This is a genomic window from Jeotgalibaca porci, from assembly GCF_011299095.1.
Taxonomy (GTDB): Bacteria; Bacillota; Bacilli; order Lactobacillales; family Aerococcaceae; genus Jeotgalibaca; species Jeotgalibaca porci.
Map to the genome: position 1 here is coordinate 2,267,088 of NZ_CP049889.1, position 23,546 is coordinate 2,290,633.

Consider the following 23,546-nt stretch of genomic DNA (forward strand, 5'->3'; position numbering starts at 1 on the left):
AGAGACTGGCATGCCAGTCTCTTTTTGTTAGCTTTTCATAAAATCTGTATATGCGGTTAGATGTGTCGGGAAAAATGTGAAAGAATGGAAGCCATGTTCATCTAAGTAACCACAGTCTTCAATTCTGACACCTACTTCATTGGGGATATAAATACCGGGTTCAATTGAGAAACACATATTTTTTACAAGCGGCATTTCATTTCCTTCCATAATTGAAGGGAACTCATGGACACTTTGTCCTAACCCGTGACCGAGACGATGGTTAAAGTAAGTGCCATACCCTTGATCCGCAATAATGTTGCGTGCGATACCATCTAAGTTAGAAGCAGACATATCTAATGTAGCTTTTGCCATAGCCGCATCATGTGCGTTCAAAACAAGGTTATAAACTTTTTCTTGTTGTTCGGAAGGAGCGTCACCGAAGAATAATGTCCGCGTAACGTCGCTAGTATATCCTTCATAGACAACACCTAGATCAAATAACACAAACTCATTTGTTTTGAGCTTTCTTTCTCCGGGAGTCCCATGTGGGTTTGCAGCATTGTCACCAAAGAGTACCATCGTGTCAAAACTCATCTGACTAATTCCGCGCTTTTTTAATTGGTATTCGATTTCTGCAACGATTTCAAGTTCACTTACTCCAGCATGAAGGGCAAGTGCTCCGATTTTGATAGCTTCATCAGCCCAGTATCCAGCTTTTTTCATTTTTTCAATTTCATCGGCTGATTTGCTGATACGCAAGTTTGCCATAAAAGGAGAGTAGTCGAAAGTAAAACAGCCTCTAGGGAAAAATTCTTGTAGTGCCTCCAGTTTTTGAACAGTTAAATGTTGTTTTTCTATCGCCCAATTAGAGTGCAATATTCCTTTACTAATTATCAGAGTTTGGATGATTTCCCAAGGGTTTTGGGTATCAAGGTAACTTTCCACCTGGATGTTGGAAACGGTTGCTTTGGCATCTTCAATTTCTAAAGCAGGGGTGAAGAGAATTGGAGTCGCATCCTTAAAAATCATGAATGCTAAAATGCGTTCATGTGGCTCGCTCAAATAACCCGTCATTAAATGGATTGTACTGGGGTCGCTAAAAAATGCAACGTCGATATTATTTTTTTTCATATCACTCATAATACTTTTTATATTATTATTCAATTTATTTTCCTCCTTTTTGTGGTATATTATAACACATAATCAAAATTGTGAAAAAATAGTTGCTTTTTTCATGAAAAAACAACTAAAACGCTTGCAATTTCATGAAAATAATGATAAGTTTTCATAGAGAATAAAATGCTATCTTTTAGTAGAGATAAAAAAATAAAAAACATCTGAATATAAAGGAGAAATAAGTAATGGAGAAACAAACAATTACAATTTATGATGTTGCCCGCGAGGCCAACGTCTCTATGGCTACTGTTTCACGTGTTGTAAACGGAAACCCAAACGTAAAACCATCTACACGTAAGAAAGTATTGGAGGTAATTGATCGCTTAGACTACCGTCCTAACGCTGTTGCCCGTGGACTTGCCAGTAAGAAAACAACGACTGTTGGTGTTCTTATCCCAGACGTTACGAATGTGTTCTTTGCATCACTAGCTCGTGGTATTGACGATATTGCTACTATGTACAAGTATAACATTATCCTAGCAAACTCTGACCAAAATGAAAATAAAGAAATCCAAGTTCTAAACACTTTGTTAGCTAAACAAGTGGACGGAATCATTTATATGGGTAACAAGATTACAGACGAACTACGTGCAGAATTTGCACGTTCTAAAACACCTGTTGTACTTGCAGGGACTGTTGATCCTGACCAAGAAGTTGGTAGTGTAAACATTGACTATATCGACGCGACAGAAAAAGTAATTGCAAAATTAATTGAAAGCGACAGAAAAAATATTGGATTTATTTCTTCTCAAATCGCTAATCCTATCAACGGTCAATACCGCTTGAAAGGATACAAAAATGCGCTTCTATCTGCAGGTATTACTTATGATGAATCCTTTGTTTTCGAAAGTGATGGATCGGTTGACGCAGGCGAGAGCATGGCAGCACAGTTACTTGAAAAAGGAATTGATAGTGCCTATGTTACGGACGATGAGTTAGCAATCGGTTTGCTAAACGGTATTATTAACGCTGGCGTTAATGTACCAGAAGACTTTGAGATTATTTCAAGTAACAACTCTAAAATTACTGAAATGGCTCGTCCAAAACTAAGTTCGATTATGCTTCCGCTTTATGATATCGGTGCAGTAGCAATGCGTCTTCTAACTAAAATTATGAACAAAGAAGAAATCGATGAAAAAACAATCACGTTGCCATACAAAATTGTTTACCGTGGCACAACAACGCTAGAAGAAGAATAGAAATGTTAATGATTCAAATAAAAAACAGAGGAGCGGGGAGATAATTCCCGATCCTCTGTTTTTTTATTCGTTACTTTAACTACCCTCAGATTCTTTTGCAGCTTCTTCAGCTTTCTTTTTAGCTTCTTCTTCCGCCTTTTTCTTGGCTTCTTCTTCCGCCTTTTTCTTGGCTTCCTCTTCCGCTTTTTTCTTAGCTTCTTCTTCCGCTTTTTTCTTAGCTTCTGCCTCAGCTTTTTTCTTAGCTTCAGCATCTTTCAATTTCTTTTCCTCAGCATTCCAAAATGCTAACTTGATATCAGCATCTGTCGCTCCTGGAGAGAAGTTGTAAGTAGGTGCTTTCGGAAGATTTGTTTCTTTGAATAAATCTGTCGTTTTAGTTCCATCTATATTTACCGAACGATTAGAACCCGGAATGGTTACTTTACCAGCAAGTGTTCCCGTGGAAGCGACCACAGATTTTTCAACTAAACCACCCGGACGCTGATGGATTTGATCAATACCGAAAGTTTCAGGATTCACGGCATGAACTTTATTTGCGATCAGTGACCAATATTGCATGTTGTTAAGTGAGGGCCACCCTGTAAAGTATGGATCATAGAACGCATGCGTTTCATATTTATTATTGTAACCAACCCATGAACTTAAGGTAACGGTAGGAGTACTGCCAATAAACCAGTAGTCTGTATTCTTGTCTGATGTACCAGTTTTGGCTGCTAAATCAGGGTTGAAGTTTAGGTAGTTTGTAATTCGGTTTGAGAACCCTAGATCAACAACATCCCGCAGGATATCCAAAGTGAGATAAGCTGTTTGATCGGAGAAGACTTCTCTGGCTTCGTGCTCATGTTCGTAGATAATGTTACCATCTACATCTTCAATTTTTTCAATCAGGTAGTGGGGAATGAAATCGCCGTGGTTCGCAAATGTTGCAAAAGCATTCGTTTGTTCAGCAACAGTTACGTCTGTTGTTCCCAGTGAAAAAGCTCCAAACTGTTTATTATCATCGATTAATTCATAATCCATCATATCCATGTATTTGTAAGGCTCCATACCTTTGCTCAACATTTCGAGATAAAGTTTGGCAGTCGGGTTGTTCATAGAATCATATAATGCTTTTCTAGCTGGAACCAGTTTATTGGATATAACATTTCCAATATTTGACACTTCCCAAATAGAACCGTCTGCTTGTCTCGCTTCTTCACCCATTGGCGTATCTGGCAACATTGAAGCAGGGGAGATAAGGTTCATCTCAATTGCTGGTGCATATACGGCTAATGGTTTGATTGTCGAAGCAGGGGAGCGGGGTGCATCAAATGCATGGTCCACTTGATCCGTTGAAAAATCAACGCCACCGATAAATCCTAGAACACGACCGGTCGCATTTTCTAATAAAATACTGCCTGATTGCGCCAGTTCTGTATATTCCTTCGTTTCACCTGTTGCTTCATCTACATAGGTGTCTACATAAGTTTCTCCAAGGTTTGGAGCAAATTCCGTTGCGGCTTCTTGCATTGCGTTATAAATGTTCTTATCAATTGTGGAATAGACTTTGATTCCAGCTGTTTCGAGATAATTCTGATTTCTGAAATAGTACTCATTGTACATCTCGACGTTCGCATCAACTTCCTCGAAAGTCAAACCATTTTTCTCAGCTTCAACAGCCATTAATGTTTCAATTGCTTGTTTTTCGACTTGTTGGTACAGATAATTATGGTTATTAAGATTGCCGTCTTTTTCAAGAATGAAGTCTGCTTCAATATCGTAAGTCATTGCTGCATCGTATTCTTCTTTAGTTATCGTCTGTTCCTCGAACATACGGGTTAACACAGTCTTCATACGATTGACACCCGCAGAGTTATCTTCATAGATTTCTCCCGAATTTGTATAAGGTGTGTAAATATAAGGATTCTGTGGCAGACCAACTAAGAAAGCTGCTTGCGGCAAGTTCACTTCATTTGCATGAACTCCGAAGATTCCAAGTGCAGCTTCTTCGATTCCGGCAATGTTTGAGCCCGCACTGTTTCTACCAAATGGTGATACATTTAAATAGGCAGTAAGAATTTCATCCTTTTCGAAATAGTTTTCCAAGCGCATTGCCAAAAGCATTTCATTCACTTTTCTGGAGAACGTTACTTCACTGGATAAGAGTTGTTGTTTTACAAGCTGCTGTGTGATGGTTGATCCTCCGGTTGTCTCACCAAGTCCAGAAACCTCCGTTATTACGGCTCTAAAGACAGCCTTTGGAACAATACCATTATGTTCGTGGAAGTACTCATCTTCTGTGGAGATTAAGCCATTGATGATGAATGGTGAAATCTGATCGTATTGAATCACAGAACGTTGTAAGTCCGTCCGAACCTCGGAAATCAAATCACCACTACTATAATGAAGACTGGATACAAGCTCGACATTTCCAATTGCTTGGGCCATCACAGTACGATCGGGCGGCAGGTCATCATCTACTAGGGAGGCGAATAAGCCTAAGCCAAGACCAAGACCTAAAAAGCCAAGTAAGGAAACAATCATTAAAACTGATATCATAATCGTTTTCACTACGCCGTACGTAACGTTGAAACCAAATGCACTTTTAGAAGCAATGGTATAAAGCGTATCATTCGATTTAAGTTGCCCAGATAGACGTTTGAAAGAATGCGTTACATTCGAATACGTCTTTTTTGAGAATGAAGAAACGTGTTTAAGAAAATCATCAAACTGGTTTCCATCTGATTTATTCATTTTATCCCTCTCTCTGATTGCATAGTCTTCGCTATTATATCAAAAATAGGCACGGGTATCTATTTTGTGGCCCGATAGATATAAAAAAGAAACCAGATTGTAATATATCTGGTTTCTTAATGCCGTTATTCTATACAGTTGCTGTCTCAAGCGTTTCGCCGATTAGGCTCAAGCGTTCTACGACCTCTGCAGTTGTTAGATTATTTTGGCTCACATAGCGATTACGAGGGGACACACGGCATGCGTGTGTACAACCACGTAGGTATTTATGTTCGTTTTCTTCCGATGCTATGATTTGACGGTTACAATCAGGGTTACCACAGTTCACGTAGCGTTCGCATGGTGTTCCATCAAACCAATCTTTCCCAACAATTACGTGTTCTTTTTGGTTGATATCCACAGCGATACGTTCATCGAAGACATACATCTTACCATCCCATAATTCGCCTTGAACTTCAGGGTCTTTACCGTAAGTTGCGATTCCGCCATGTAGCTGACCCACATCTTTAAAGCCTTCTTTTACTAACCAACCTGAGAATTTTTCACAGCGGATACCACCAGTACAGTAAGTAACAACGCGTTTATCCATGAATTTCTCTTTGTTTTCACGAATCCATTCAGGAAGCTCACGGAAATTACGAATATCGGGGCGAACTGCGCCACGGAAATGACCTAGATCGAATTCATAGTCATTACGTGCATCAATGACGACGGTATCTTCATCCAAGATTGCTTCTTTAAATTCCTGTGGTGATAAGTATTGGCCTGTTACTTGATTCGGGTTCAAATCTTCTTCACCCAATTGTAATGAAACAATCTCAGGGCGGTAGCGAACGTGCATTTTCTTAAATGCATGTCCATCTGCCTCATCGATTTTCCACATAATGTCGTTAAAACGTTCGTCCTTATTCATGTGCGCGATGTAGGCATCCGTTTGTTCAATCGTACCAGAAACCGTTCCATTAATACCTTCTTCAGAAACAAGGGTACGTCCTTTTAGACCTAAACTCTTACAAAATTCTAAATGTTCTTGTGCAAATGCCTCAGCATTGCTAATTTCTACATATTTATAAAATAGTAGGACACGAAAATCTCCTGCCATATTTAATTCCTCCAATAATTTTTACTTTTACTCTTTATTATAGTCCTAAAGCTTTATTGTGGCTACCCCTAAGCTCAAATGTTACAATTTTGAAATAAGGAGGTCATAAGATGCTAAAGTGTTTGGTTATTATTAATCCTTCTTCAGGAAAAATCCGTTATAAAGAATACTTACCGGAATTGACTAAAGTCCTCACACATAAATTTAATGAAATAGAGTTTGTTTATACCGAGAAAAAAGGTGACGGAATTCATTATGGCCGTACGATAAATGCTGATACTGTTATAGTAGTGGGCGGCGACGGCACTATTCGAGAAGTCGTGAATGGCTTGATGCAACAAAAATACATTCCCAAATTGGGTATCATTCCAGCGGGAACCGTCAATGATTTGGCTAGAGCATTAAATATACCGCTAGATCCATTTAAAGCAATCGCAGTTCTTAAAAAGGATACAGTAAAGTATATTGATGTCGGCAAGTTAAATGAAACGTATTTTATTTCCTTGGTCGCTATTGGTGGTATCCCTCAAGCCATTCATGATGTGCAATCAGAGTCTAAAACTAAATGGGGGAGAGCAGCTTATTTTTTCAACGGCGCCAAGTACGCGATGAAGCAACAACCGTTTACCTATGAAATGAAAAGTGATAATCACAGTATGAGTGGGGAATCATCACTCGTGGTTCTCTCTTTACTGAATTCAGTAGCAGGGATGGGGCGTTTTTTTCAAGATGCCCGACCGGACGATGGTAGGTTTCGCATTATGGTATTTCCTACCTTTAAATTCTTGAAGGCTGGTTATTATGTTGCGCGAATTTTAGCCGGTAAAATTCAAGAAAATAAGGAAGTTGCGATTTATTCGACTAAAGAAGTGAGCCTCATACTTTCAAAGCCCTATAGCCTGAATGTCGATGGCGAAAAAGAGCAAGGGAGAGAATTGCATATACAGGTCATCCCGAAGATACTGCCTGTTTATAGTTCTCAATAAAAAAACGGTCTGGGAGAAAAATCCAGACCGTTTTTCATAGTACTTTACTAGACGTATTTTTCTGTCAATTCCAAGAACGCATTCGCATCTTCTACCATAATCGCAATGCCTTGCTCCCAGAATGATTCAACCGTGATATCTTTTCCAAGATGCTTTTGAACAAGATCCTCTGTTGACATAACAGCTGTATCTCTTAAAAGGGCAATGTACTTATCTTCAAATCCGTCCGGATTCTTTTTGTATTCAGCGAAGATACTTAGGCTGAAGAGGAATCCGAATGTGTATGGGAAGTTGTAGAAAGAAATCCCATCAATAAAGAAGTGTAACTTAGATGCCCAGAAGTGTGGATGATATTCACTCAGGTTGTCATTAAAGGCTTCTTTTTGAGCAGTGACCATCAATTCAGAGAGACGATCAGCCGTAACGAGACCTTTTTGTCTTTCTGAATAGAAAGATTGTTCAAATAGGAAACGCGCATGAATGTTCATAAACATTGCAGTAGCATTTTCTAATTTTGTATTTAATAAAGAAATTTTTTCTTCGTTTGAATTTGCTGCTTCAACAGTAGCACTGGCCACGAGTGTTTCTGCAAAGGTTGAAGCTGTTTCCGCTACGTTCATCGCATAACGCGTGTTCATCCGTGGTAAATCCCACATTGTGTAACTATGGAAGGCATGGCCGATTTCATGTGCCAATGTACTCATATCGCTTGCTGAACCGGTGAAAGTCATGAAAATGCGGGACTCTTTTGATTCCGGCAAACTTGTACAATAACCGCCCGGACGTTTTCCAGTTCTATCCTCAGCCTCAACCCAACCTTTTTCGATGATATCTTGTGAGAAGGAAGCTAATTTCGGACCAAACTTAGCAAAGTTGTCATTAATAAAATCAACTGCTTCATCATAAGTGAACGTACGTGCCTTAAAATCACCAACTGAAACAGGAGCATCCACGTCGTACCAAGCTAACTTATCTTTACCCATCAAAGCGGCTTTACGTTCCATAAACTTAAAGAAAGGCTGCTTATTTTTGCTAATTGCATTCCACATCGCGTCCAAGGTTTCTTTTTGAATGCGATTATAGCGTAGTGGTTCCACCATGAAATCTTCTTCTCCATGCAGTTTATAATTCTCCAAACGGAAGCCTTGTAGATGATTTAATGTATCTGCAAATAGCGGGGCATAGTGTCCCCATGCTCTTTCCCACTCTGTAAATATTTGTTTACGGACTGCAGGGTCCGAATCCGAATACATCCGGTTCATAGCTTGTCCCGCAGAAAGTTCTTGAATGTTCCCATCCTTATCTGCTACAGGTATTTTAATAAGAGAAACCAATGTATCATAATGATTGCTCCAAGCATGGAAACCATCTTGACTTAATTTAGAAATAACATTTTCTTCTGCTTCAGATAGCAAACGGACACCTTCATCGCGCGTTTCTGAGAGGGCGAAAGCTAGATGTTTAAAATCCTCGTGCGTAATTAAAGAATCGAAATCAGCATCTGAAATGGTTGCAATTTTTTTAATCACTGCATTTTGAATGACCGTGTAACCACCGCGTAATTTAGATACTTCAAAAATAACTGTTCCAGCATGTGAGTCGGTTACGTCAGCCGATTGAACAGCGTTGATAAAGCTGCCTGCTTGCCCTAAAGCGCTGACCAATGTTTCACTTTTTTCAATCAATGTTGAGAAAACATCATAAGCTGGTTTATCCTTTTCAGGGTTCCAACTTTCAGCTAATGTATGGTATTCCTCTAATAACTGTTCAATTTGATTCAATTTATCCTTTAATGCCTCTGAATGGCTACCGCCTGGGAAAATACTTTCTAAATCCCATGTTAATGAATATTTCATATCATTTCTCCCTTCAAACAAGTGTTATTAATTACTTTAATCTATTATCTTGCAAAACGCAAAAGGAATTGCATGTCTGGCTATTGACTGATAAAATATATTAGTAACTATACATTTGAGAGAAGAGGGATTTGAATGGCAGGACATTCAAAATGGAGTAAGATTAAGAATTCTAAAGGTGCAGCGGATCAAGCGAGAGGGAAAGTTTTTCAAAAGTTTTCTAAAGACATTTACCTTGCAGCGAAAGAAGGCGGCCCAGATCCCTCATCTAATCCGGCTTTACGATTAAAAATTGAAAAAGCAAAAGCAGCAAACATGCCTAACGATAATATTAACCGCGCCATTCAAAAAGCATCATCAAATGGTGAGGGTGAAAACTACGAAGAAATTTACTATGAAGGATACGGACCTAATGGTGTCGCAGTATTGGTTGAAGCCTTAACGAACAACCGTAACCGTTCAGCTACAAATATCCGTGTAGCTTTCAACAAAAACGGTGGTGCTTTGGGTGAGTCCGGTTCTGTTGCCTATATGTTTGATCGTAAAGGCTATATCGTAATCGAACGTGAAGGTTTGGACGTGGATGAGGATACGATGCTAATGAGCGTCTTAGAAGCAGGCGGGGAAGAGCTCGTAACAAGTGATGAAGTATTTGAAATCTATACAAATCCTTCAGATTGGAAAGAAGTCCGTGATGCCTTGGAAGCTGAAGGCTACACATTGGAGCAAGCAGAATCGACGATGTTCCCACAAACAATGGTGGATATTGATCCGGAAAATGAAGCGAAGTTCCGTATGATGTTGGAGAAGCTAGAAGAAGACGACGATGTGCAAGAAGTTTATCACAACGCTAATTTAGATGACTAAGAAAAGAACAAAAAAAATAAGCTGGTAGACCGTTCATTATGAACGCAATCTACCAGCTTATTTTTTTAGCTTTCGTATTCTTTATTATCGACGTATTCTGTAATCTTCGCTTGGTATTCTTCGTCCGATACCACATAAGAGAAGCCTTCACCTACGACGTTTTGAACCTCACTTATGACAACAAATGCTTTGTCATCAATTCGGGTTATGACCTTCGTCAATGGCATTAATTGCTGACGGTTAATTACAACCATGATGACTTTTTTCTCATCTTGGCGATAATAGCCGCGTGCATCGAATAAAGTCATGCTCCGTCCAATGACCTGTTCAATTTCCCGGGCAATTTCTTCGTATTTGTCACTGACAACAAACACTGATTTTTTAGGGTTAAACCCTTCAAGGATAAAGTTCAACACTTTGGTTTGGACATACAAATGCACAATCGTAAACAGAACATTCTCCAAGCCAATTATGAAGACAGACGGAGTCACAATCAGTATATCTAAAACTACTAACGCGATACCCGTACTCCACCCCAAGTACTTATTCATAATCAACGCAATAATGTCTGTTCCAGCGGTTGAACCGCCCGCCTGCATGATAATTCCTACAGCAGCTCCGACTAAAGCACCGGAACAAAGCGGTGCTAAAATTACCGCATCCATTTGATACGCCCATCCGCTTGTAATTTGCAGAAATAGGGAGGTCATGAACATTGAAAAAATAGTATAGCGCATGGTGCTCTTATTTAAGAATCGGTAACCGATTGCTAGAATAACTGTATTTAGAGCAAAGGTCGAAATAGCTACGGGCAGGTCTGTTAGATAGAAAATCATCAGGCCGATTCCTGTAACGCCACCTTCTCCTAAATTGTTTGGAATTGAAAATGTATTAATAGCAATTGAAAATATAAATGCTCCTACTGTACACCAGAATAGAGAATATAAGACGCTTCTTTTCACTTATGTAAACCTCCTTATCGATAGAATAATCCCATTATAACCTGTTTTCGTTAGTTTTCTGAAAACTAACACTAAATGAGAAAAATTTAATTTAATTAAAAAAAGCTTTTCGACATTTTTTGCTTATATATATATGAGAGGAGGAAACAAATTGGAAAATAAATTACAGAGCTTACTGCATCTGGCAACTAAGAACCGTGTTTCAGATATTCACATCCAACCGACACTAACCGAATACGAAATCTATTTCCGTGTTCCATCAGGCCTACAGCAAATTTCCCGCTTAACTCATGAAGAAGGATTACGCTTTTTATCACACTTTAAATTTTTGGCCAGTATGGATATTGGTGAAAGACGTCGCCCTCAGTCAGGTTCCTGCAATATTATAATCGCGAACCAACAATATGAGTTTCGAATCTCAACGATTTCAAATTATTTGTATCAAGAGTCTATGGTATTGAGAATTCTTTATGACCATCAACACGTTTCAAATGTGCACATTCAGCTGTTTTTTCCGTCCGATTATTATGAACTTGAACGGCTGCTAGAGTACAAAAGCGGGTTGATACTTTTTTCTGGTCCCGTTGGTTCGGGGAAAACGACGACTATTTATCATTTACTTCGTGAAAAATACTCCCAAGAACCACTCAATATCATGACCATGGAAGATCCCGTTGAGATTAAAGAACCGAAATTTTTGCAGGCTGAAGTTAACGAAAAAGCTGGACTTTCCTATGAAGTCTTAATCAAGCAATCACTTCGGCATCGTCCCGATATACTAGTTATCGGTGAAATTCGAGATGCAGAAACAGCTAAGATGGTTATCCGCAGTGCGTTAACCGGGCATTTAGTCTTGGCTACCATTCATGCGAAGTCCTGTGTGGGTGTCATCGAGCGTCTTTTGGAGCTGGGTGTAACGCTCGAGCAAATGCGCCAGTCTTTGATTGGTATTTTATCCCAACGATTAATCAACAAATACTGTCCCTTATGTAGGGGTGCATGTTCACTCTACTGCAGTCACAATCACATGCATGAGAAAAAGGCAATTCTATTTGAATCATTAGTATCTCAGAAGTTACAGACGACATTATCTAATAAGGAGGAGAATCGTGACTTTGCGCAGATGAATACAAAGTTACGTAAAGCATATGGGTGTGGCTATATTACCGAAAAAGATCTCAAAAACCATCAAATCCCCTAAAAAATGGTCGACCAAAATACAATCTGACTTTCTTCTACAACTATCGGAACTTTTGAATGAGGGATTTCCTTTATATGATGCCATCCATTTTCTAGAAATGACGATGCCCCATCAACGAACGGATTTTGAAACAATTAAAGACAATTTAGAAGCAGGCTCATACTTTGTCCAAGCGATTACAGCCTATGGTTTTGAACAACGGACGTTAACGCAATTACATTTAGCCATTCAACATGGTGATTTTATTCAAACTTTAGATTACTGTGCTGCGTATATTAAGAAAATTGAGAAGCAGAGACGTACGTTTATCAAAGTAATGATTTACCCGCTATTTTTAGTCTTTATGGCCATAAGCATGCTCTTTATTGTCAGGAGGTTCATGCTGCCGACACTAGAATCTTTGGGAGAGACTTCTAATACACTAACTAAACTTATTTTATGGTATTTGCGTTATTTACCGCAATTATTTTTAGTAGCAGCTATTGGCATGCTTTTAATTGGTGGTGCTTTTAAGTGGTATTGGAGAAGAAATGATGCTCTGAGTAAGGCGGTTTTCATAGCGAAACTCCCTGTTATCGGAAGGTTTGTACGTCTCTACTATACATTTTATTTTTGCAAGGAATTAGCTAATTTTTTAGAAAATGGCTTATCCCTGACGCATATGATTGAAGAACTAAAAAAACAAGAATATGATGAGCTACTAGCTGAATTAGCCCGACAAATGGAAGCGAGCTTTTTCGCGGGGTATTCTCTGCCGGTTTTTATCTCAGGTATCCCCATCTTTACCACTGAATTAGTCTGGATGATGCATCAAGGTGAATTAACTAGCCAATTGTCAGTCAAATTGAATTTTTATGCTGAATCATGTTTCAAGAATTTAATAACGCGCTTGGAAAGAATGATTGCGCTTATTCAGCCAATTATGTTCTTATGGGTGGGTTTGCTCGTTGTGCTTATTTATTTAACCTTAATGTTACCCATGATAAATCTGATGACAGGAGTGAATTAATTATGAAATTACTTAAAAATACACACGGTTTTACACTCGTTGAAATGCTTATTGTCCTGGTTATTGTATCGGTACTTAGTTTATTGATAATTCCTAATGTTGGTGAGACAACAAAAACGGTCAATAAAGAGGCAGAATATGCTTTGACCCAGGTTGTTAAAACACAGGCCAGTCTCTACAGATTTGAAAAAGGTGTGAACGCAACTTATGAATCGCTACAAGTTGACGGTTACTTAACCAAAGAACAGGTAGATAAGGCGACAAAGTGGGAAATTTCTGTGCCATGAAACAAGCGGGCTTCACATTATTTGAAAGTATAGTTGTTTTACTTATTACTTCGATTATTATGCTTGTCTCAACACAGGTTCAAACGGTTCAAACAGCGAATTACGAATTGCGTTATTTCATGAAAGAACTAACAAGTGAAATTGAACAGGCACAAAATACTGCTGTTATTACAGGTAAAAGTTTTGTAGTAGAGCGAAAAATTAAAGACCAACGTATCAGTTATTCTTTCACACAGGAGGGGAAGCCACCGTCAGTTGTTCAACAGCCTGCATCGGTTACCGGACCTTTAATCAATAGCTTCTGGATTAAAGGTTACAGTGGTTATATACAGCCGGATACGCTCATATTTTATAATGAGAATATCCGCATGCGGCTGTCCTTTCAGTTTGGGTGGGGGAGGTTTGAACTTGAAGAAACAAAGAAATAATCGTGGCTCACTCTTAGTTGAGAGTTTAGTGAGTTTAAGTATTATGAGCATGATTATCATTATTATGGTGACTTCTTTTACCCAAATGTTTCAAGCAATCAGTAACATGAAAAGTGAAGTAGAAGGGTGGCGATACTTTCAAGATTCCGTCCATGTCCTCAATCAGGGAGAAACCGTTATAAATAGAACGAGTGACGGGAATCTGATGGTGTGGCAGAAGTCTGGTGCTCTGCAAAGCGTTAAGATTGAGAGTGCCAATGGAAGCGAGGTACTTTCTATTGAAATGTTTTACTAGAATATGTAATCAAGAGGGGTTCACCTTAGTTGAGAGTTTATTAGCGCTGTTTATAAGCACGTCTGTCTTAATGCTCGTAGGAGCAACGTTCCGAGTGTTACTGAAAACAGAAGAATACCTCGGTAAAAGTAAAAACAATATCGAATGGCATATTTTTTTGAACCAGACCGAACATGATGTCTTAAATAAAAAGTTAAAGAACGTATATCCCTACGAAATTATACTCGAAGAAGCAGGAAGTCTGGATACGATTACCTATGCGCAGCATGGCTCAAAGATAAGATGGCAACGCAATAGAGCCGGATATGTGCCTGTTTTAAATCGGGTGAAGCAAGTAAAGTTTCAGAATCAACCGACCGGATTATTAATAGATGTCACCTTTACAAATGAGCAGAATTTGAAAGGATTGATTCCACTTGCTAAATAATGAACGTGGAGCAGTCTTACCATTCGTTTTACTGACCATGCTAGTGACCCAGCTTTTATTTTTTAGTTTTTTAACCATTTACGAGAATCAAATGCAAACCTATATCCTTTTGAAGAATCACTACCAATCTCAGGCATTACTCGGGCTAACGGAAAGGCAATTAAATGAGGATGCCAGTCTTTCGAAGATTACGTTTAATATTGGAGAAGTAAAAATTCAGCGCTTGGGAGAAAAAAACTACCAAATTACAAGTCAGTTGGAAAATGGTTATAGTGAAACACAAGTAGTCGACTATTATATAGAAGAAAAAGATGAAAACTAATCTCTTGTTTTCGTCTTTTTTTGTCTCTAAAAGGCTAGTTTAAAGATTTTTTGTTGGAGTGACGTGGTTTTTTTCCTCAATGTCATTTTTTTTGCTATAATAGATAGGAATGATTTCTGAAAGACGAAAGGAAGTTACTACTTTGAACAGATTATCAAAACTACAAGCCGTATTAATTGAAGAAGAATTGGATGCAATCCTTGTAACAAGTCCCTATAACCTTCGCTATGTTTCTAATTTCACTGGAACAGCTGGTTTGGCTTTGGTTACGCAAGAAAAAGCATTTTTTATCACTGATTTCCGTTATACGAAGCAGGCAGCAGATCAAGCAAAAGGATTTGAAGTGCTTCGTCATGTGGGACCAATCTTCAAAGAAGTTGCAAGATTGGTAGACGAACTTAAGATTACAACATTGGGCTTTGAAGATGCTTATGTATCTTTCAGAAGCTATGATGAATTAGAAGCATTGGTAGCAAGTGATTTAGTTCCAGCATCAGGAATCATTGAAGAATTACGTGAAGTAAAAGATGCAGAGGAAATAGCTACGATTAAGGCCGCATGTGCGATTTCTGACGCAGCATTCACGTATATCTTGGATCATATTAAACCAGGCGTAAAAGAAATCGATATTGCAAATAAGCTGGACTTCTTTATGCGTGAAAAAGGAGCAACAGGTGTTTCTTTTGAGACTATTGTTGCGAGTGGTTACCGTTCCGCAATGCCACACGGCGTAGCAAGTGAAAAAGTGATTGAACAAGGCGATTTTGTAACACTTGATTTTGGTTGCTACTATAAAGGTTATGTCAGCGATATGACACGTACTGTTTCAGTGGGTGAACCGGATCCTAAGTTGAAAGAAATATATGCGATTGTTCTGGAAGCGCAATTGCGGGTAAATGCCGCAGTGAAAGCAGGTATGACTGGGATTGAAGTCGATAGCGTTGCTCGTGACTACATCACTGAAAAAGGTTATGGCGAAAACTTTGGACATTCTAATGGACATGGTATTGGTCTTGAAATTCATGAAGGACCAAATACGTCACAGAAAGCACCTAAAACGTTGGTTCCTAACAATGTGATTACAAATGAGCCCGGTATTTATATCGAAGGTCTTGGCGGCGTTCGTATCGAGGATGACTTATTAATCACTGAAAATGGAAACGAAATATTAACCTTTTCACCAAAAGAACTAATAATTCTATAATTCATAGCTAGATAGCCTTGAAATGTGTTAAAATTAAGCAAAATGATGTCTCAGGAGGATTTATTATGATTTCAGTAAACGATTTTAAAACAGGTCTTACAATCGAATTAGATGGTGGCTTATGGAAAGTTATCGACTTCCAACATGTTAAGCCAGGTAAAGGAGCAGCTTTTGTACGCTCTAAACTAAAAAATCTACGTTCTGGTGCCGTACAGGAAAAAACATTCCGTGCCGGTGAAAAAGTTGGCCGTGCGCACATTGAGAACCGTAAAATGCAATACCTATATGCAACACCTGATTCTTATGTATTCATGGATACAGATAACTATGAACAAGTTGAGTTGCAAGCAGTCCAAATCGAAGACGAACTAAACTACCTATTGGAAAATATGGAAGTTCATTTGATTATGTACGGAGATGAAACATTAGGTGTTTCACTACCAAATACAGTAACATTACTTGTAGAAGAAACAGAACCAGGTATCAAAGGAGATACTGCTTCAGGTGGCTCTAAGCCAGCTAAGATGGAAACAGGATTGATGGTTAACGTACCGTTCTTCGTTAATGCAGGTGATAAACTAGTTATTAATACAGAAGATGGTTCATACGTATCACGTGGTCAATAATGATTGAAGAGGAGTTGAATAATGTGGAAGAAGTAAATATTCCTTTGGAAGACAAACATGTAGGCCAAGGTGCTATTGAGATTGCTCCAGAAGTATTGGAAATCATCTCAGGTATTACAGTGAATGAAATCGACGGTGTCTATGGGATGCAAGGCTCATTCAAAAGTGGAGTGAACGAACTATTGGGACGTTCTTCTCACAACAAAGGCATTTACTTAAACAGTACGGACAACGGCTTATCTATAGATGTCTATTGCTACCTTAAATATGGTGCTTCTGTACCGAAAGTAGCACTTGAAATGCAAACAAAAATCAAAGAGCAAATTCTTTTTATGAGTGATTTAGAAATCAATCATATTAATGTACATGTTGTAGGCCTTGTTACTCCTAGGGAAGTTGAAAAACATAGAGCTTCTCTAGCTAAAGGAATGGAGGACCAAGCGTGACCTTTCCTTTATTAAATAGGCATCAAATTAGAGAAAAGGCATTGCAAGCTATTTTCCAAATCCGATCAAATCAAGAACTAGAACGTGATGAGGCAATCGCTATGGCATTGCTGAGTGATATAGAAGAAGATGTTGACGCTGGTTCAATTCCAACATACCCTTACCTAGAACAATTGGTAGACGGAGTGTTAGATAATGAAGTTGCCATTAACGAAAGAATTCAACCATTCTTAAAAAAATGGACAATGAACCGTTTAGCAAAAGCAGATGTCATTATTCTTCAAATCGCAACTTATGAAATAGCTTTTTCAGAAAAATCAGATGTGCCGCAAACAGTAGCACTGAATGAAGCAATTGAATTAGCTAAAGCTTACTGCGACGATAGTTCGCGTAAATTCATCAATGCGGTTCTTTCGAATCTACTTAAAGAAATTCAAAACCCTTAATGAGTTAATCATTAGGGTTTTTCTTTTGGTCTATGCTACTTTGGTAGTGTCTGACATTATGATAGAATAAAGAAAAACTCAGGAAGTGAGACGAATATGGAGACACAATTATTAGAAGGAAAAAAATTAGCTGAAAAAATGCAATCAGAAATGAAAGTGCGCGTTAATTCTTTGCTTGAAAAAGGAAAGATTCCTGGGTTAACCGTTCTTTTAGTTGGAGAAGATAAAGCAAGTCAGGTATATGTGCGCAATAAAGAAAGACAAGCTACTAAAGTCGGTATAAAATCTGAAATCATCCGTTTACCAGAAACGATTAGCGAAGCGGCATTGATAGAGCAGGTCGAACAGCTAAATGAAGATGCATCCGTACATGGTATTTTAGTACAATTACCACTTCCTAAACATATTAATGAACAGGAAGTTTTAAGGAAAATTGATTATTCCAAAGACGTAGATGGGTTCCATCCTATGAACATGGGAAATTTTTTGTTGGGAAATGCGAGTGCTTTACCATGCACTCCTTACGGCATTATGGAATTATTGAAAGCCTATGATATCTCTCTAGAAGGTAAAAATGCCTTAGTCATTGGTCGAAGTAATATTGTTGGGAAACCAATGGCACTCATGTTGATGGAAAAGAATGCGACGATAACGATTGCCCATTCTAAAACTAAAAATCTTAAAGAGTTGGCACAACAAGCGGATGTTCTTGTTGCAGCCATCGGCAGAGGCCATATGATTACCGGCGAATTTATTAAGCCTGGTGCTGTTGTGATTGATGTCGGAATGAACCGTGATGAAGCAGGGAAACTTATTGGTGATGTAGATACTGCGTCAGTGATGGGGATTGCAAGTTATGTAACGCCTGTACCAGGCGGTGTAGGTCCGATGACGATTACCATGTTATTAGACCAAACAATTAAAAAAGTAGAAGCAGAGTGAGGTGGTTAAGTGAGCACCCAACAATATTTAACAGTAACAGCTTTAACAAAGTATATTAAACGTAAATTTGATGCCGATCCTTATTTGGAACGTGTTTTCTTAACCGGTGAAATATCGAACTATCGCAAAAGACCGAACCATCAATATTTCAGCTTGAAAGATGACAATTCGGTCATTTCAGCTGTTATGTACCGTGGGGAGTTTAATCGCCTTAAGTTCAATCTAGAAGAAGGTATGAAAGTACTGATTGTTGGACGTGTGAATGTATACGAACCAAGTGGGAGCTATAATATCGTCGTCGAACATATGGAACCAGATGGCGTAGGTGCTTTGTATCAAGCCTATACGGAACTTAAAGAGCGATTAGCCAAAGAAGGACTCTTTAGTCTGCCGAAAAAAGCATTGCCAGCCTATCCTAAAAAAATCGCGATTGTCACAAGCCCGAGTGGTGCAGTCATTAAAGACATCATTACCACTGTAAAAAGACGTTATCCGATTGTGCAGTTAGTACTGTACCCAACTGTCGTACAAGGAAAAGACTCGGTTAGGAGTATTGTTACCAATCTAAAGCGTATCAACAAGGAAGAAGACTATGATTTAGTTATTATTGGTCGGGGTGGTGGCTCCATTGAAGACTTGTGGTCATTCAATGAAGAAGCAGTCATTCGCCAATTGGTCGCAATGACGATTCCAGTTATCTCTTCGGTAGGCCACGAAACAGATACGACGCTATCAGATCTTGTAGCGGATGTTCGTGCTGCTACCCCAACCGCAGCAGCAGAACTTTCGGTTCCAGTTATGACAGAAGTTCTTTTAACCATTCAAAAAGAACAACAACGTCTATACCAGGCGACTCGTAATAAAGTGATTGTAAAAAATGAGAAATTGAACCGTCTCATGCACTCTTACGTATTTAGACAACCGCAACGCTTATACGAGGCACATTTAGTGCGTATCGATCATTTAAATACGAATCTACAGAGTGTCATGACAAAAATGATGGAAAAACAAAAAAGTCAGCACCAACGCTTAAATCTCCAACTGCAAAATGTGAATCCTCTATCTGAAGTGCAACTATTAAGTAAGATGTGGAAAACGCATGATGATGACTTACACGATGCAATGACACGCTACATGGAGCATAAGAAGCAAACGTTGACACAAAACATGCTCTCATTAGATATGTTGAGTCCTCTCAAGATTATGAGTCGAGGGTATGCGTATGTGCGGACTGACGCGGGTATAATAAAATCAATCAATGAAGTTAAAGTAGACGAAACAGTCACAATCCATTTATTGGATGGACAAGTAGATGCTACTATCACGGATATCAAGGAGAATAAAAATGACTGACAAAGAATTAGAAAATTTATCTTTTGAAGAAGCAATGGCTAAATTAGAAACAATCGTAACAAAGCTTGAATCCGGAGATGTACCGTTGGAGAGCGCCTTAACAAACTTCCAAGAAGGAATGCTTCTAAGTAAATATTGCCAAGATACCTTAAATAATGCAGAACGTACACTGACGAAGATGATTTCTCCTGATGGCACAGTCCAAGATTTTGAAGAAACCAAATAACGGATAGTAGGTGTGAGTATGGAAAAAATATTAAACGATTATATGCAAGATTTTGAAACATATATGGAAACATGCGTGGATCGTTACGCTGATGATTCTGCAACTTTAAAAGAAGCGATTGCTTATTCTCTATCAACAGGTGGAAAGAGATTCCGTCCGCTATTATTAATGGCAGTGGTGCAATTCGGTAAAGGCGAAATGGCTCAGGCATTTTCTTCAGCCGCAGCGCTTGAATGGATTCATACGTATTCTTTGATCCATGATGACTTACCAGCCATGGACGATGATAATTTTAGACGTGGTAAACCGACTACTCATAAACAGTTTAATGAAGCAATTGCCATTTTAGCGGGGGACAGCATGCTGACAACAGCATTTGGACTTATCCTGGATGATGAAAATCTTCCTATTAATAAACGTGTACAACTGGCAAAAAACTTATCTTTTGCAGCTGGACCTAAAGGGATGGTTTCCGGACAGATGGCTGATATTGAAGGGGAAAGTAAAGAATTAACCCTTTTGGAATTGCAACGTATTCATCAGCAAAAGACTGGAGCTTTAATTGAGTATGCTGTATCAGCAGGTAGTCTGATTGCGGATATTCCGGTTAATGCTTCAACTTCTTTAATGAATTATGCGAAGCATCTCGGTTTAGCTTATCAAATTCATAACGACTTAAAAGACGTTGTATATGATTCTGACCAATCAGGTAAAGCAGCCGGGAAAGATGCCGAACTTGAAAAAAATACATATCCTTCAATATTAGGATTAAACAAAGCTATTCAACAACTCGAAGATGTCATTAAAGCAGCTGAAGCTGAAATCAATGAACTATCAGTTTTTGTGGAATCAAGTGCTTTTGATATGTCGAGCTTAGAAATATTAAAAGAATTACTTGACTACGTGCGAATAGAAACGGGAGCTTAAACAATGGAAAAGGAACGAATTGATTTACTTGTTGTCCAACAAGGACTGACTGATTCTCGAGAAAAAGCAAAACGCATGGTTATGGCAGGTCAGGTATATGACCAGAATAACTTGCGTTATGACAAACCGGGAGAAAAAATTTCAATTGAAACGCAACTCCATATTAAAGGTGAAACACTAAAATATGTCAGTCGCGGTGGATTAAAATTAGAAAAAGCGTTAAAAGTGTTTAACATTTCGGTAGAGGGAGAAAATGTTTTAGACATCGGCTCCTCTACGGGTGGATTTACTGACGTTGCCTTACAAAACGGTGCTGCGCACTGTTATGCATTAGACGTTGGAACGAACCAACTGGATTGGAAAATCAGAAATAACGATAAAGTTACGACAATGGAACAAACCAACTTTAGATACACGAAACTCGAAGACTTCAAGATGGGTCAGCCAACATTTGCTTGTATGGATGTTTCGTTTATTTCATTGAAGTTAATCTTACCTGCCTTAAAGAACATACTTAAAGAGGGCGGTTCTGCTGTCTCATTAATTAAGCCACAGTTCGAAGCTGGCAAAGATAAAGTAGGTAAAAAAGGAATTGTATCGGATCCACAGGTTCATGAGGACGTATTAGATGATATTCTCCATTTTGCGAATCAGAACGGATTTGATGTATGTCACTTAGACTTTTCACCCATTACAGGCGGAACGGGAAATATTGAATTCTTGGCTCACCTCGTTTCAACCGAGGCAGGTGCTTTAGGCGTAACAGCAGAAGATATTGCTATTCGCTCCGTGATTCAAGAAGCAAATGAACAGCTAAAAAATAAAACGATTACCCTTCATTGATACATAAGGAGAATTGCCATGTTACAAGAATTAGCAATTAAAAATTTCGCGATCATTGACGCTTTGACTATTAGCTTTGATGGCGGTATGACTGTTCTGACAGGAGAAACGGGTGCCGGTAAATCCATTATTATTGATGCTGTTGGCTTATTGGCAGGTGGAAGAGCAAGTTCAGACTTGATTCGACACGGTGAAAATAAGACGGTCGTTCAAGGGCTATTTGAGATGCCGGATACCCCGTATTTATTTGACTTGATGAATGACTACGGTATTACTCCCGATCGTGATCAAGTGGTTCTTCAAAGAGAACTGAGTAACAACGGAAAAAATGTTACCCGCGTAAACGGGACACTTGTAACAGTTGCTGTTCTACGTGAGATAGCAAGTCATTTAATCGATATCCATGGTCAAAACGAACACCAAGAACTTATGAATCCACAGAAACATTTGTATTTACTGGATCAGTTTGGTGATGAATCATTAGCTGCTTTATTGCATGCATATGAAGAAAGCTATGCGGAGTATCAACAAATTCAAACAGAACGTTCTAACTTGATGTTGGATGAACAGCAAAATATTCAGCGAATTGATTTGCTTACGTTCCAAATTAATGAAATTGAACAGGCCAATTTGACTGATGATAACGAAGAAGCTGCATTGATAGAAGAGCGTAATCTATTAGCTAACTATCAACGTATTTTACAAGGTCTGACAACTTTATATGCTGTGCTACAAGGTGATGAAGGCAATGTAATTGATCAAGTCGGTATTGGTTTGGAAGCTATTCAACGCATTGAATCCTTTGGTAAGAATTATCAAGATTTAGCTACCAATATTTCAGAATCATTCTATCAGTTGCAAGATGCAGCTGCCACAATCCGAAATGAAATGGATGAAATGAGCTACGATGAAGGCCGCTTGAATGAGATTGAGTTACGTTTAGAAACATTAAAACAATTAAAGCGGAAATATGGTTCTACTATTAAAGAAATAAAGGCTTATTACGAAGCAATTGTGGTTGAACTGGACATGATTTCGAATAAAGAGAGCTATTTGAATCAATTACAAAAACGCTATGACAAAGCCTACGTTATTTTAATACAAGTGGGAGCAGACTTGACTAAGAAGCGCCGTGAAATGGGTCGGAAACTCGAAATCGAGGTGCAAAATCAATTGAAAGAGCTGTATATGGACAAGGCAACATTCCAAGTCGTTTTTAAAGAGCAAGAAGCGATTCGTTCCAATGGGCTGCATGACGTTGAATTTTACATCGCACCGAACGTAGGGGAACCGCCAAAACCACTTGCCAAGATAGCCAGTGGGGGAGAACTCTCACGGATGATGTTGGCAATGAAGACAATCTTTACTCAGACACAAGGGATTACCAGTATCATCTTTGATGAAGTGGATACCGGAGTCAGTGGCAGGGTTGCGCAAGCAATTGCCAATAAAATACATGTGGTATCTGAACACTCACAAGTATTGTGTATTACGCACTTGGCGCAAGTTGCTGCAATCAGCGATCAACACTTCTTTATTGAAAAAGCAGTTATTGAAGAAAGAACGTATACGCACGTTGAGAAGATTACAGGCACAAAACGAACCGCGGAGATTGCCCGTATGTTGGCAGGTACAGAAATTACCGACCTGTCCATTGCTCATGCGGAGGAACTGCTAAATTTAGCCAAAAAAGAAAAGTAA

General features: G+C 38.8%; 25 protein-coding genes. 20 read left to right on the forward strand and 5 right to left on the reverse strand.

All coding sequences use genetic code 11. From position 1 onward, the window contains the following. Window positions 1-27 precede the first annotated feature (27 nt). A complete protein-coding gene (locus tag G7058_RS11380; protein ID WP_166063784.1) occupies window positions 28-1,122 on the reverse strand; it encodes an aminopeptidase P family protein in 1,095 nt (364 codons plus the stop codon). Window positions 1,123-1,343: 221 nt separating this feature from the next. Between G7058_RS11380 and ccpA the strand changes: the two genes are divergently transcribed. Continuing rightward, a complete protein-coding gene (gene ccpA / locus G7058_RS11385; RefSeq protein ID WP_166063634.1) occupies window positions 1,344-2,357 on the forward strand; it encodes a catabolite control protein A in 1,014 nt (337 codons plus the stop codon). A 75-nt stretch (window positions 2,358-2,432) separates the two neighbouring features. Here ccpA and G7058_RS11390 read toward each other — a convergent pair whose 3' ends face one another. Together G7058_RS11390 and trhO are read right to left on the reverse strand one after the other, a co-directional pair. Continuing rightward, a complete protein-coding gene (locus G7058_RS11390) occupies window positions 2,433-5,090 on the reverse strand; it encodes a transglycosylase domain-containing protein (RefSeq protein ID WP_166063635.1) in 2,658 nt (885 codons plus the stop codon). A 130-nt stretch (window positions 5,091-5,220) separates the two neighbouring features. Continuing rightward, window positions 5,221-6,192, reverse strand: coding sequence for an oxygen-dependent tRNA uridine(34) hydroxylase TrhO (gene trhO, locus G7058_RS11395; protein ID WP_166063636.1), 972 nt, complete (start codon window positions 6,190-6,192; stop codon window positions 5,221-5,223). A 110-nt stretch (window positions 6,193-6,302) separates the two neighbouring features. On the opposite strand from trhO, the gene G7058_RS11400 reads away from it, so the two are divergent. Then, a complete protein-coding gene (locus tag G7058_RS11400; protein ID WP_166063637.1) occupies window positions 6,303-7,178 on the forward strand; it encodes a diacylglycerol/lipid kinase family protein in 876 nt (291 codons plus the stop codon). Window positions 7,179-7,225: 47 nt separating this feature from the next. On the opposite strand, the gene G7058_RS11405 is transcribed toward G7058_RS11400, so the two are convergent. Beyond that, on the reverse strand, window positions 7,226-9,034 hold the full coding sequence (locus G7058_RS11405) for a M3 family oligoendopeptidase (protein ID WP_166063638.1): 1,809 nt from the start codon (window positions 9,032-9,034) through the stop codon (window positions 7,226-7,228). A gap of 135 nt (window positions 9,035-9,169) precedes the next feature. Between G7058_RS11405 and G7058_RS11410 the strand changes: the two genes are divergently transcribed. Then, window positions 9,170-9,901 (forward strand): YebC/PmpR family DNA-binding transcriptional regulator, encoded by a 732-nt coding sequence (locus G7058_RS11410; RefSeq protein ID WP_166063639.1) that lies wholly within the window; start codon window positions 9,170-9,172, stop codon window positions 9,899-9,901. Between the two features lie 65 nt (window positions 9,902-9,966). On the opposite strand, the gene G7058_RS11415 is transcribed toward G7058_RS11410, so the two are convergent. Then, window positions 9,967-10,863: a YitT family protein gene (locus tag G7058_RS11415; protein ID WP_227004449.1), complete on the reverse strand. Its 897-nt coding sequence runs from the start codon at window positions 10,861-10,863 to the stop codon at window positions 9,967-9,969. 151 nt (window positions 10,864-11,014) lie between these two features. On the opposite strand from G7058_RS11415, the gene comGA reads away from it, so the two are divergent. From comGA to recN, 17 genes are all read left to right on the forward strand, one after another. Beyond that, window positions 11,015-12,064, forward strand: a complete 1,050-nt coding sequence (comGA, locus tag G7058_RS11420; RefSeq protein ID WP_227004450.1) for a competence type IV pilus ATPase ComGA — start codon at window positions 11,015-11,017, stop codon at window positions 12,062-12,064. Then, window positions 12,018-13,073 carry a competence type IV pilus assembly protein ComGB gene (gene comGB, locus G7058_RS11425; RefSeq protein ID WP_166063642.1) on the forward strand — a complete coding sequence of 352 codons (1,056 nt, stop codon included), beginning with the start codon at window positions 12,018-12,020 and terminating at the stop codon, window positions 13,071-13,073. Before comGA ends, comGB begins: the two co-directional genes overlap by 47 nt. A gap of 2 nt (window positions 13,074-13,075) precedes the next feature. After that, window positions 13,076-13,360 carry a competence type IV pilus major pilin ComGC gene (comGC, locus tag G7058_RS12000; RefSeq protein WP_166063643.1) on the forward strand — a complete coding sequence of 95 codons (285 nt, stop codon included), beginning with the start codon at window positions 13,076-13,078 and terminating at the stop codon, window positions 13,358-13,360. Further along, window positions 13,357-13,788 (forward strand): prepilin-type N-terminal cleavage/methylation domain-containing protein, encoded by a 432-nt coding sequence (locus G7058_RS11435; protein WP_166063644.1) that lies wholly within the window; start codon window positions 13,357-13,359, stop codon window positions 13,786-13,788. Before comGC ends, G7058_RS11435 begins: the two co-directional genes overlap by 4 nt. After that, window positions 13,769-14,083: a hypothetical protein gene (locus tag G7058_RS11440; protein WP_166063645.1), complete on the forward strand. Its 315-nt coding sequence runs from the start codon at window positions 13,769-13,771 to the stop codon at window positions 14,081-14,083. The genes G7058_RS11435 and G7058_RS11440 overlap by 20 nt, the downstream gene beginning before the upstream one ends. A gap of 70 nt (window positions 14,084-14,153) precedes the next feature. After that, a complete protein-coding gene (locus G7058_RS11445) occupies window positions 14,154-14,510 on the forward strand; it encodes a ComGF family competence protein (RefSeq protein ID WP_264372338.1) in 357 nt (118 codons plus the stop codon). After that, a complete protein-coding gene (locus tag G7058_RS11450) occupies window positions 14,500-14,832 on the forward strand; it encodes a hypothetical protein (protein ID WP_166063647.1) in 333 nt (110 codons plus the stop codon). The genes G7058_RS11445 and G7058_RS11450 overlap by 11 nt, the downstream gene beginning before the upstream one ends. A 109-nt stretch (window positions 14,833-14,941) precedes the next feature. Next, on the forward strand, window positions 14,942-16,036 hold the full coding sequence (locus G7058_RS11455) for a M24 family metallopeptidase (RefSeq protein WP_193567960.1): 1,095 nt from the start codon (window positions 14,942-14,944) through the stop codon (window positions 16,034-16,036). 65 nt (window positions 16,037-16,101) lie between these two features. Continuing rightward, complete coding sequence (efp, locus tag G7058_RS11460) at window positions 16,102-16,662, forward strand: elongation factor P (protein WP_166063649.1); 561 nt, start codon at window positions 16,102-16,104, stop codon at window positions 16,660-16,662. A gap of 23 nt (window positions 16,663-16,685) precedes the next feature. Next, window positions 16,686-17,108 (forward strand): Asp23/Gls24 family envelope stress response protein, encoded by a 423-nt coding sequence (locus G7058_RS11465; RefSeq protein WP_227004451.1) that lies wholly within the window; start codon window positions 16,686-16,688, stop codon window positions 17,106-17,108. Continuing rightward, window positions 17,105-17,554, forward strand: coding sequence for a transcription antitermination factor NusB (gene nusB, locus G7058_RS11470; protein ID WP_166063651.1), 450 nt, complete (start codon window positions 17,105-17,107; stop codon window positions 17,552-17,554). The genes G7058_RS11465 and nusB overlap by 4 nt, the downstream gene beginning before the upstream one ends. Before the next feature lie 96 nt (window positions 17,555-17,650). Then, window positions 17,651-18,496, forward strand: coding sequence for a bifunctional methylenetetrahydrofolate dehydrogenase/methenyltetrahydrofolate cyclohydrolase FolD (folD, locus tag G7058_RS11475; RefSeq protein ID WP_166063652.1), 846 nt, complete (start codon window positions 17,651-17,653; stop codon window positions 18,494-18,496). A 9-nt stretch (window positions 18,497-18,505) separates the two neighbouring features. Beyond that, complete coding sequence (xseA, locus tag G7058_RS11480) at window positions 18,506-19,849, forward strand: exodeoxyribonuclease VII large subunit (RefSeq protein WP_166063653.1); 1,344 nt, start codon at window positions 18,506-18,508, stop codon at window positions 19,847-19,849. Next, on the forward strand, window positions 19,842-20,075 hold the full coding sequence (locus G7058_RS11485; protein WP_166063654.1) for an exodeoxyribonuclease VII small subunit: 234 nt from the start codon (window positions 19,842-19,844) through the stop codon (window positions 20,073-20,075). The genes xseA and G7058_RS11485 overlap by 8 nt, the downstream gene beginning before the upstream one ends. A gap of 18 nt (window positions 20,076-20,093) precedes the next feature. Further along, complete coding sequence (locus G7058_RS11490; protein ID WP_166063655.1) at window positions 20,094-21,002, forward strand: polyprenyl synthetase family protein; 909 nt, start codon at window positions 20,094-20,096, stop codon at window positions 21,000-21,002. A gap of 3 nt (window positions 21,003-21,005) precedes the next feature. Beyond that, window positions 21,006-21,845 (forward strand): TlyA family RNA methyltransferase, encoded by an 840-nt coding sequence (locus G7058_RS11495; RefSeq protein ID WP_166063656.1) that lies wholly within the window; start codon window positions 21,006-21,008, stop codon window positions 21,843-21,845. Window positions 21,846-21,863: 18 nt separating this feature from the next. Further along, window positions 21,864-23,546, forward strand: coding sequence for a DNA repair protein RecN (gene recN, locus G7058_RS11500; RefSeq protein ID WP_166063657.1), 1,683 nt, complete (start codon window positions 21,864-21,866; stop codon window positions 23,544-23,546).

What these genes read in the sequence shown, in the direction of transcription:
- efp (WP_166063649.1), top strand. Translation starts at nt 16,102, where the DNA reads ATGATTTCAGTAAACGATTTTAAAACAGGTCTTACAATCGAATTAGAT.
- folD (WP_166063652.1), top strand. Translation starts at nt 17,651, where the DNA reads ATGGAGACACAATTATTAGAAGGAAAAAAATTAGCTGAAAAAATGCAA.
- G7058_RS11485 (WP_166063654.1), top strand. Translation starts at nt 19,842, where the DNA reads ATGACTGACAAAGAATTAGAAAATTTATCTTTTGAAGAAGCAATGGCT.
- G7058_RS11410 (WP_166063639.1), top strand. Translation starts at nt 9,170, where the DNA reads ATGGCAGGACATTCAAAATGGAGTAAGATTAAGAATTCTAAAGGTGCA.
- G7058_RS11400 (WP_166063637.1), top strand. Translation starts at nt 6,303, where the DNA reads ATGCTAAAGTGTTTGGTTATTATTAATCCTTCTTCAGGAAAAATCCGT.
- recN (WP_166063657.1), top strand. Translation starts at nt 21,864, where the DNA reads ATGTTACAAGAATTAGCAATTAAAAATTTCGCGATCATTGACGCTTTG.
- comGC (WP_166063643.1), top strand. Translation starts at nt 13,076, where the DNA reads ATGAAATTACTTAAAAATACACACGGTTTTACACTCGTTGAAATGCTT.
- G7058_RS11445 (WP_264372338.1), top strand. Translation starts at nt 14,154, where the DNA reads ATGCTCGTAGGAGCAACGTTCCGAGTGTTACTGAAAACAGAAGAATAC.
- G7058_RS11490 (WP_166063655.1), top strand. Translation starts at nt 20,094, where the DNA reads ATGGAAAAAATATTAAACGATTATATGCAAGATTTTGAAACATATATG.
- G7058_RS11455 (WP_193567960.1), top strand. Translation starts at nt 14,942, where the DNA reads ATGATTTCTGAAAGACGAAAGGAAGTTACTACTTTGAACAGATTATCA.
- trhO (WP_166063636.1), bottom strand. Translation starts at nt 6,192, where the DNA reads ATGGCAGGAGATTTTCGTGTCCTACTATTTTATAAATATGTAGAAATT.
- G7058_RS11435 (WP_166063644.1), top strand. Translation starts at nt 13,357, where the DNA reads ATGAAACAAGCGGGCTTCACATTATTTGAAAGTATAGTTGTTTTACTT.
- G7058_RS11380 (WP_166063784.1), bottom strand. Translation starts at nt 1,122, where the DNA reads ATGAGTGATATGAAAAAAAATAATATCGACGTTGCATTTTTTAGCGAC.
- G7058_RS11390 (WP_166063635.1), bottom strand. Translation starts at nt 5,090, where the DNA reads ATGAATAAATCAGATGGAAACCAGTTTGATGATTTTCTTAAACACGTT.
- ccpA (WP_166063634.1), top strand. Translation starts at nt 1,344, where the DNA reads ATGGAGAAACAAACAATTACAATTTATGATGTTGCCCGCGAGGCCAAC.
- G7058_RS11405 (WP_166063638.1), bottom strand. Translation starts at nt 9,034, where the DNA reads ATGAAATATTCATTAACATGGGATTTAGAAAGTATTTTCCCAGGCGGT.
- G7058_RS11495 (WP_166063656.1), top strand. Translation starts at nt 21,006, where the DNA reads ATGGAAAAGGAACGAATTGATTTACTTGTTGTCCAACAAGGACTGACT.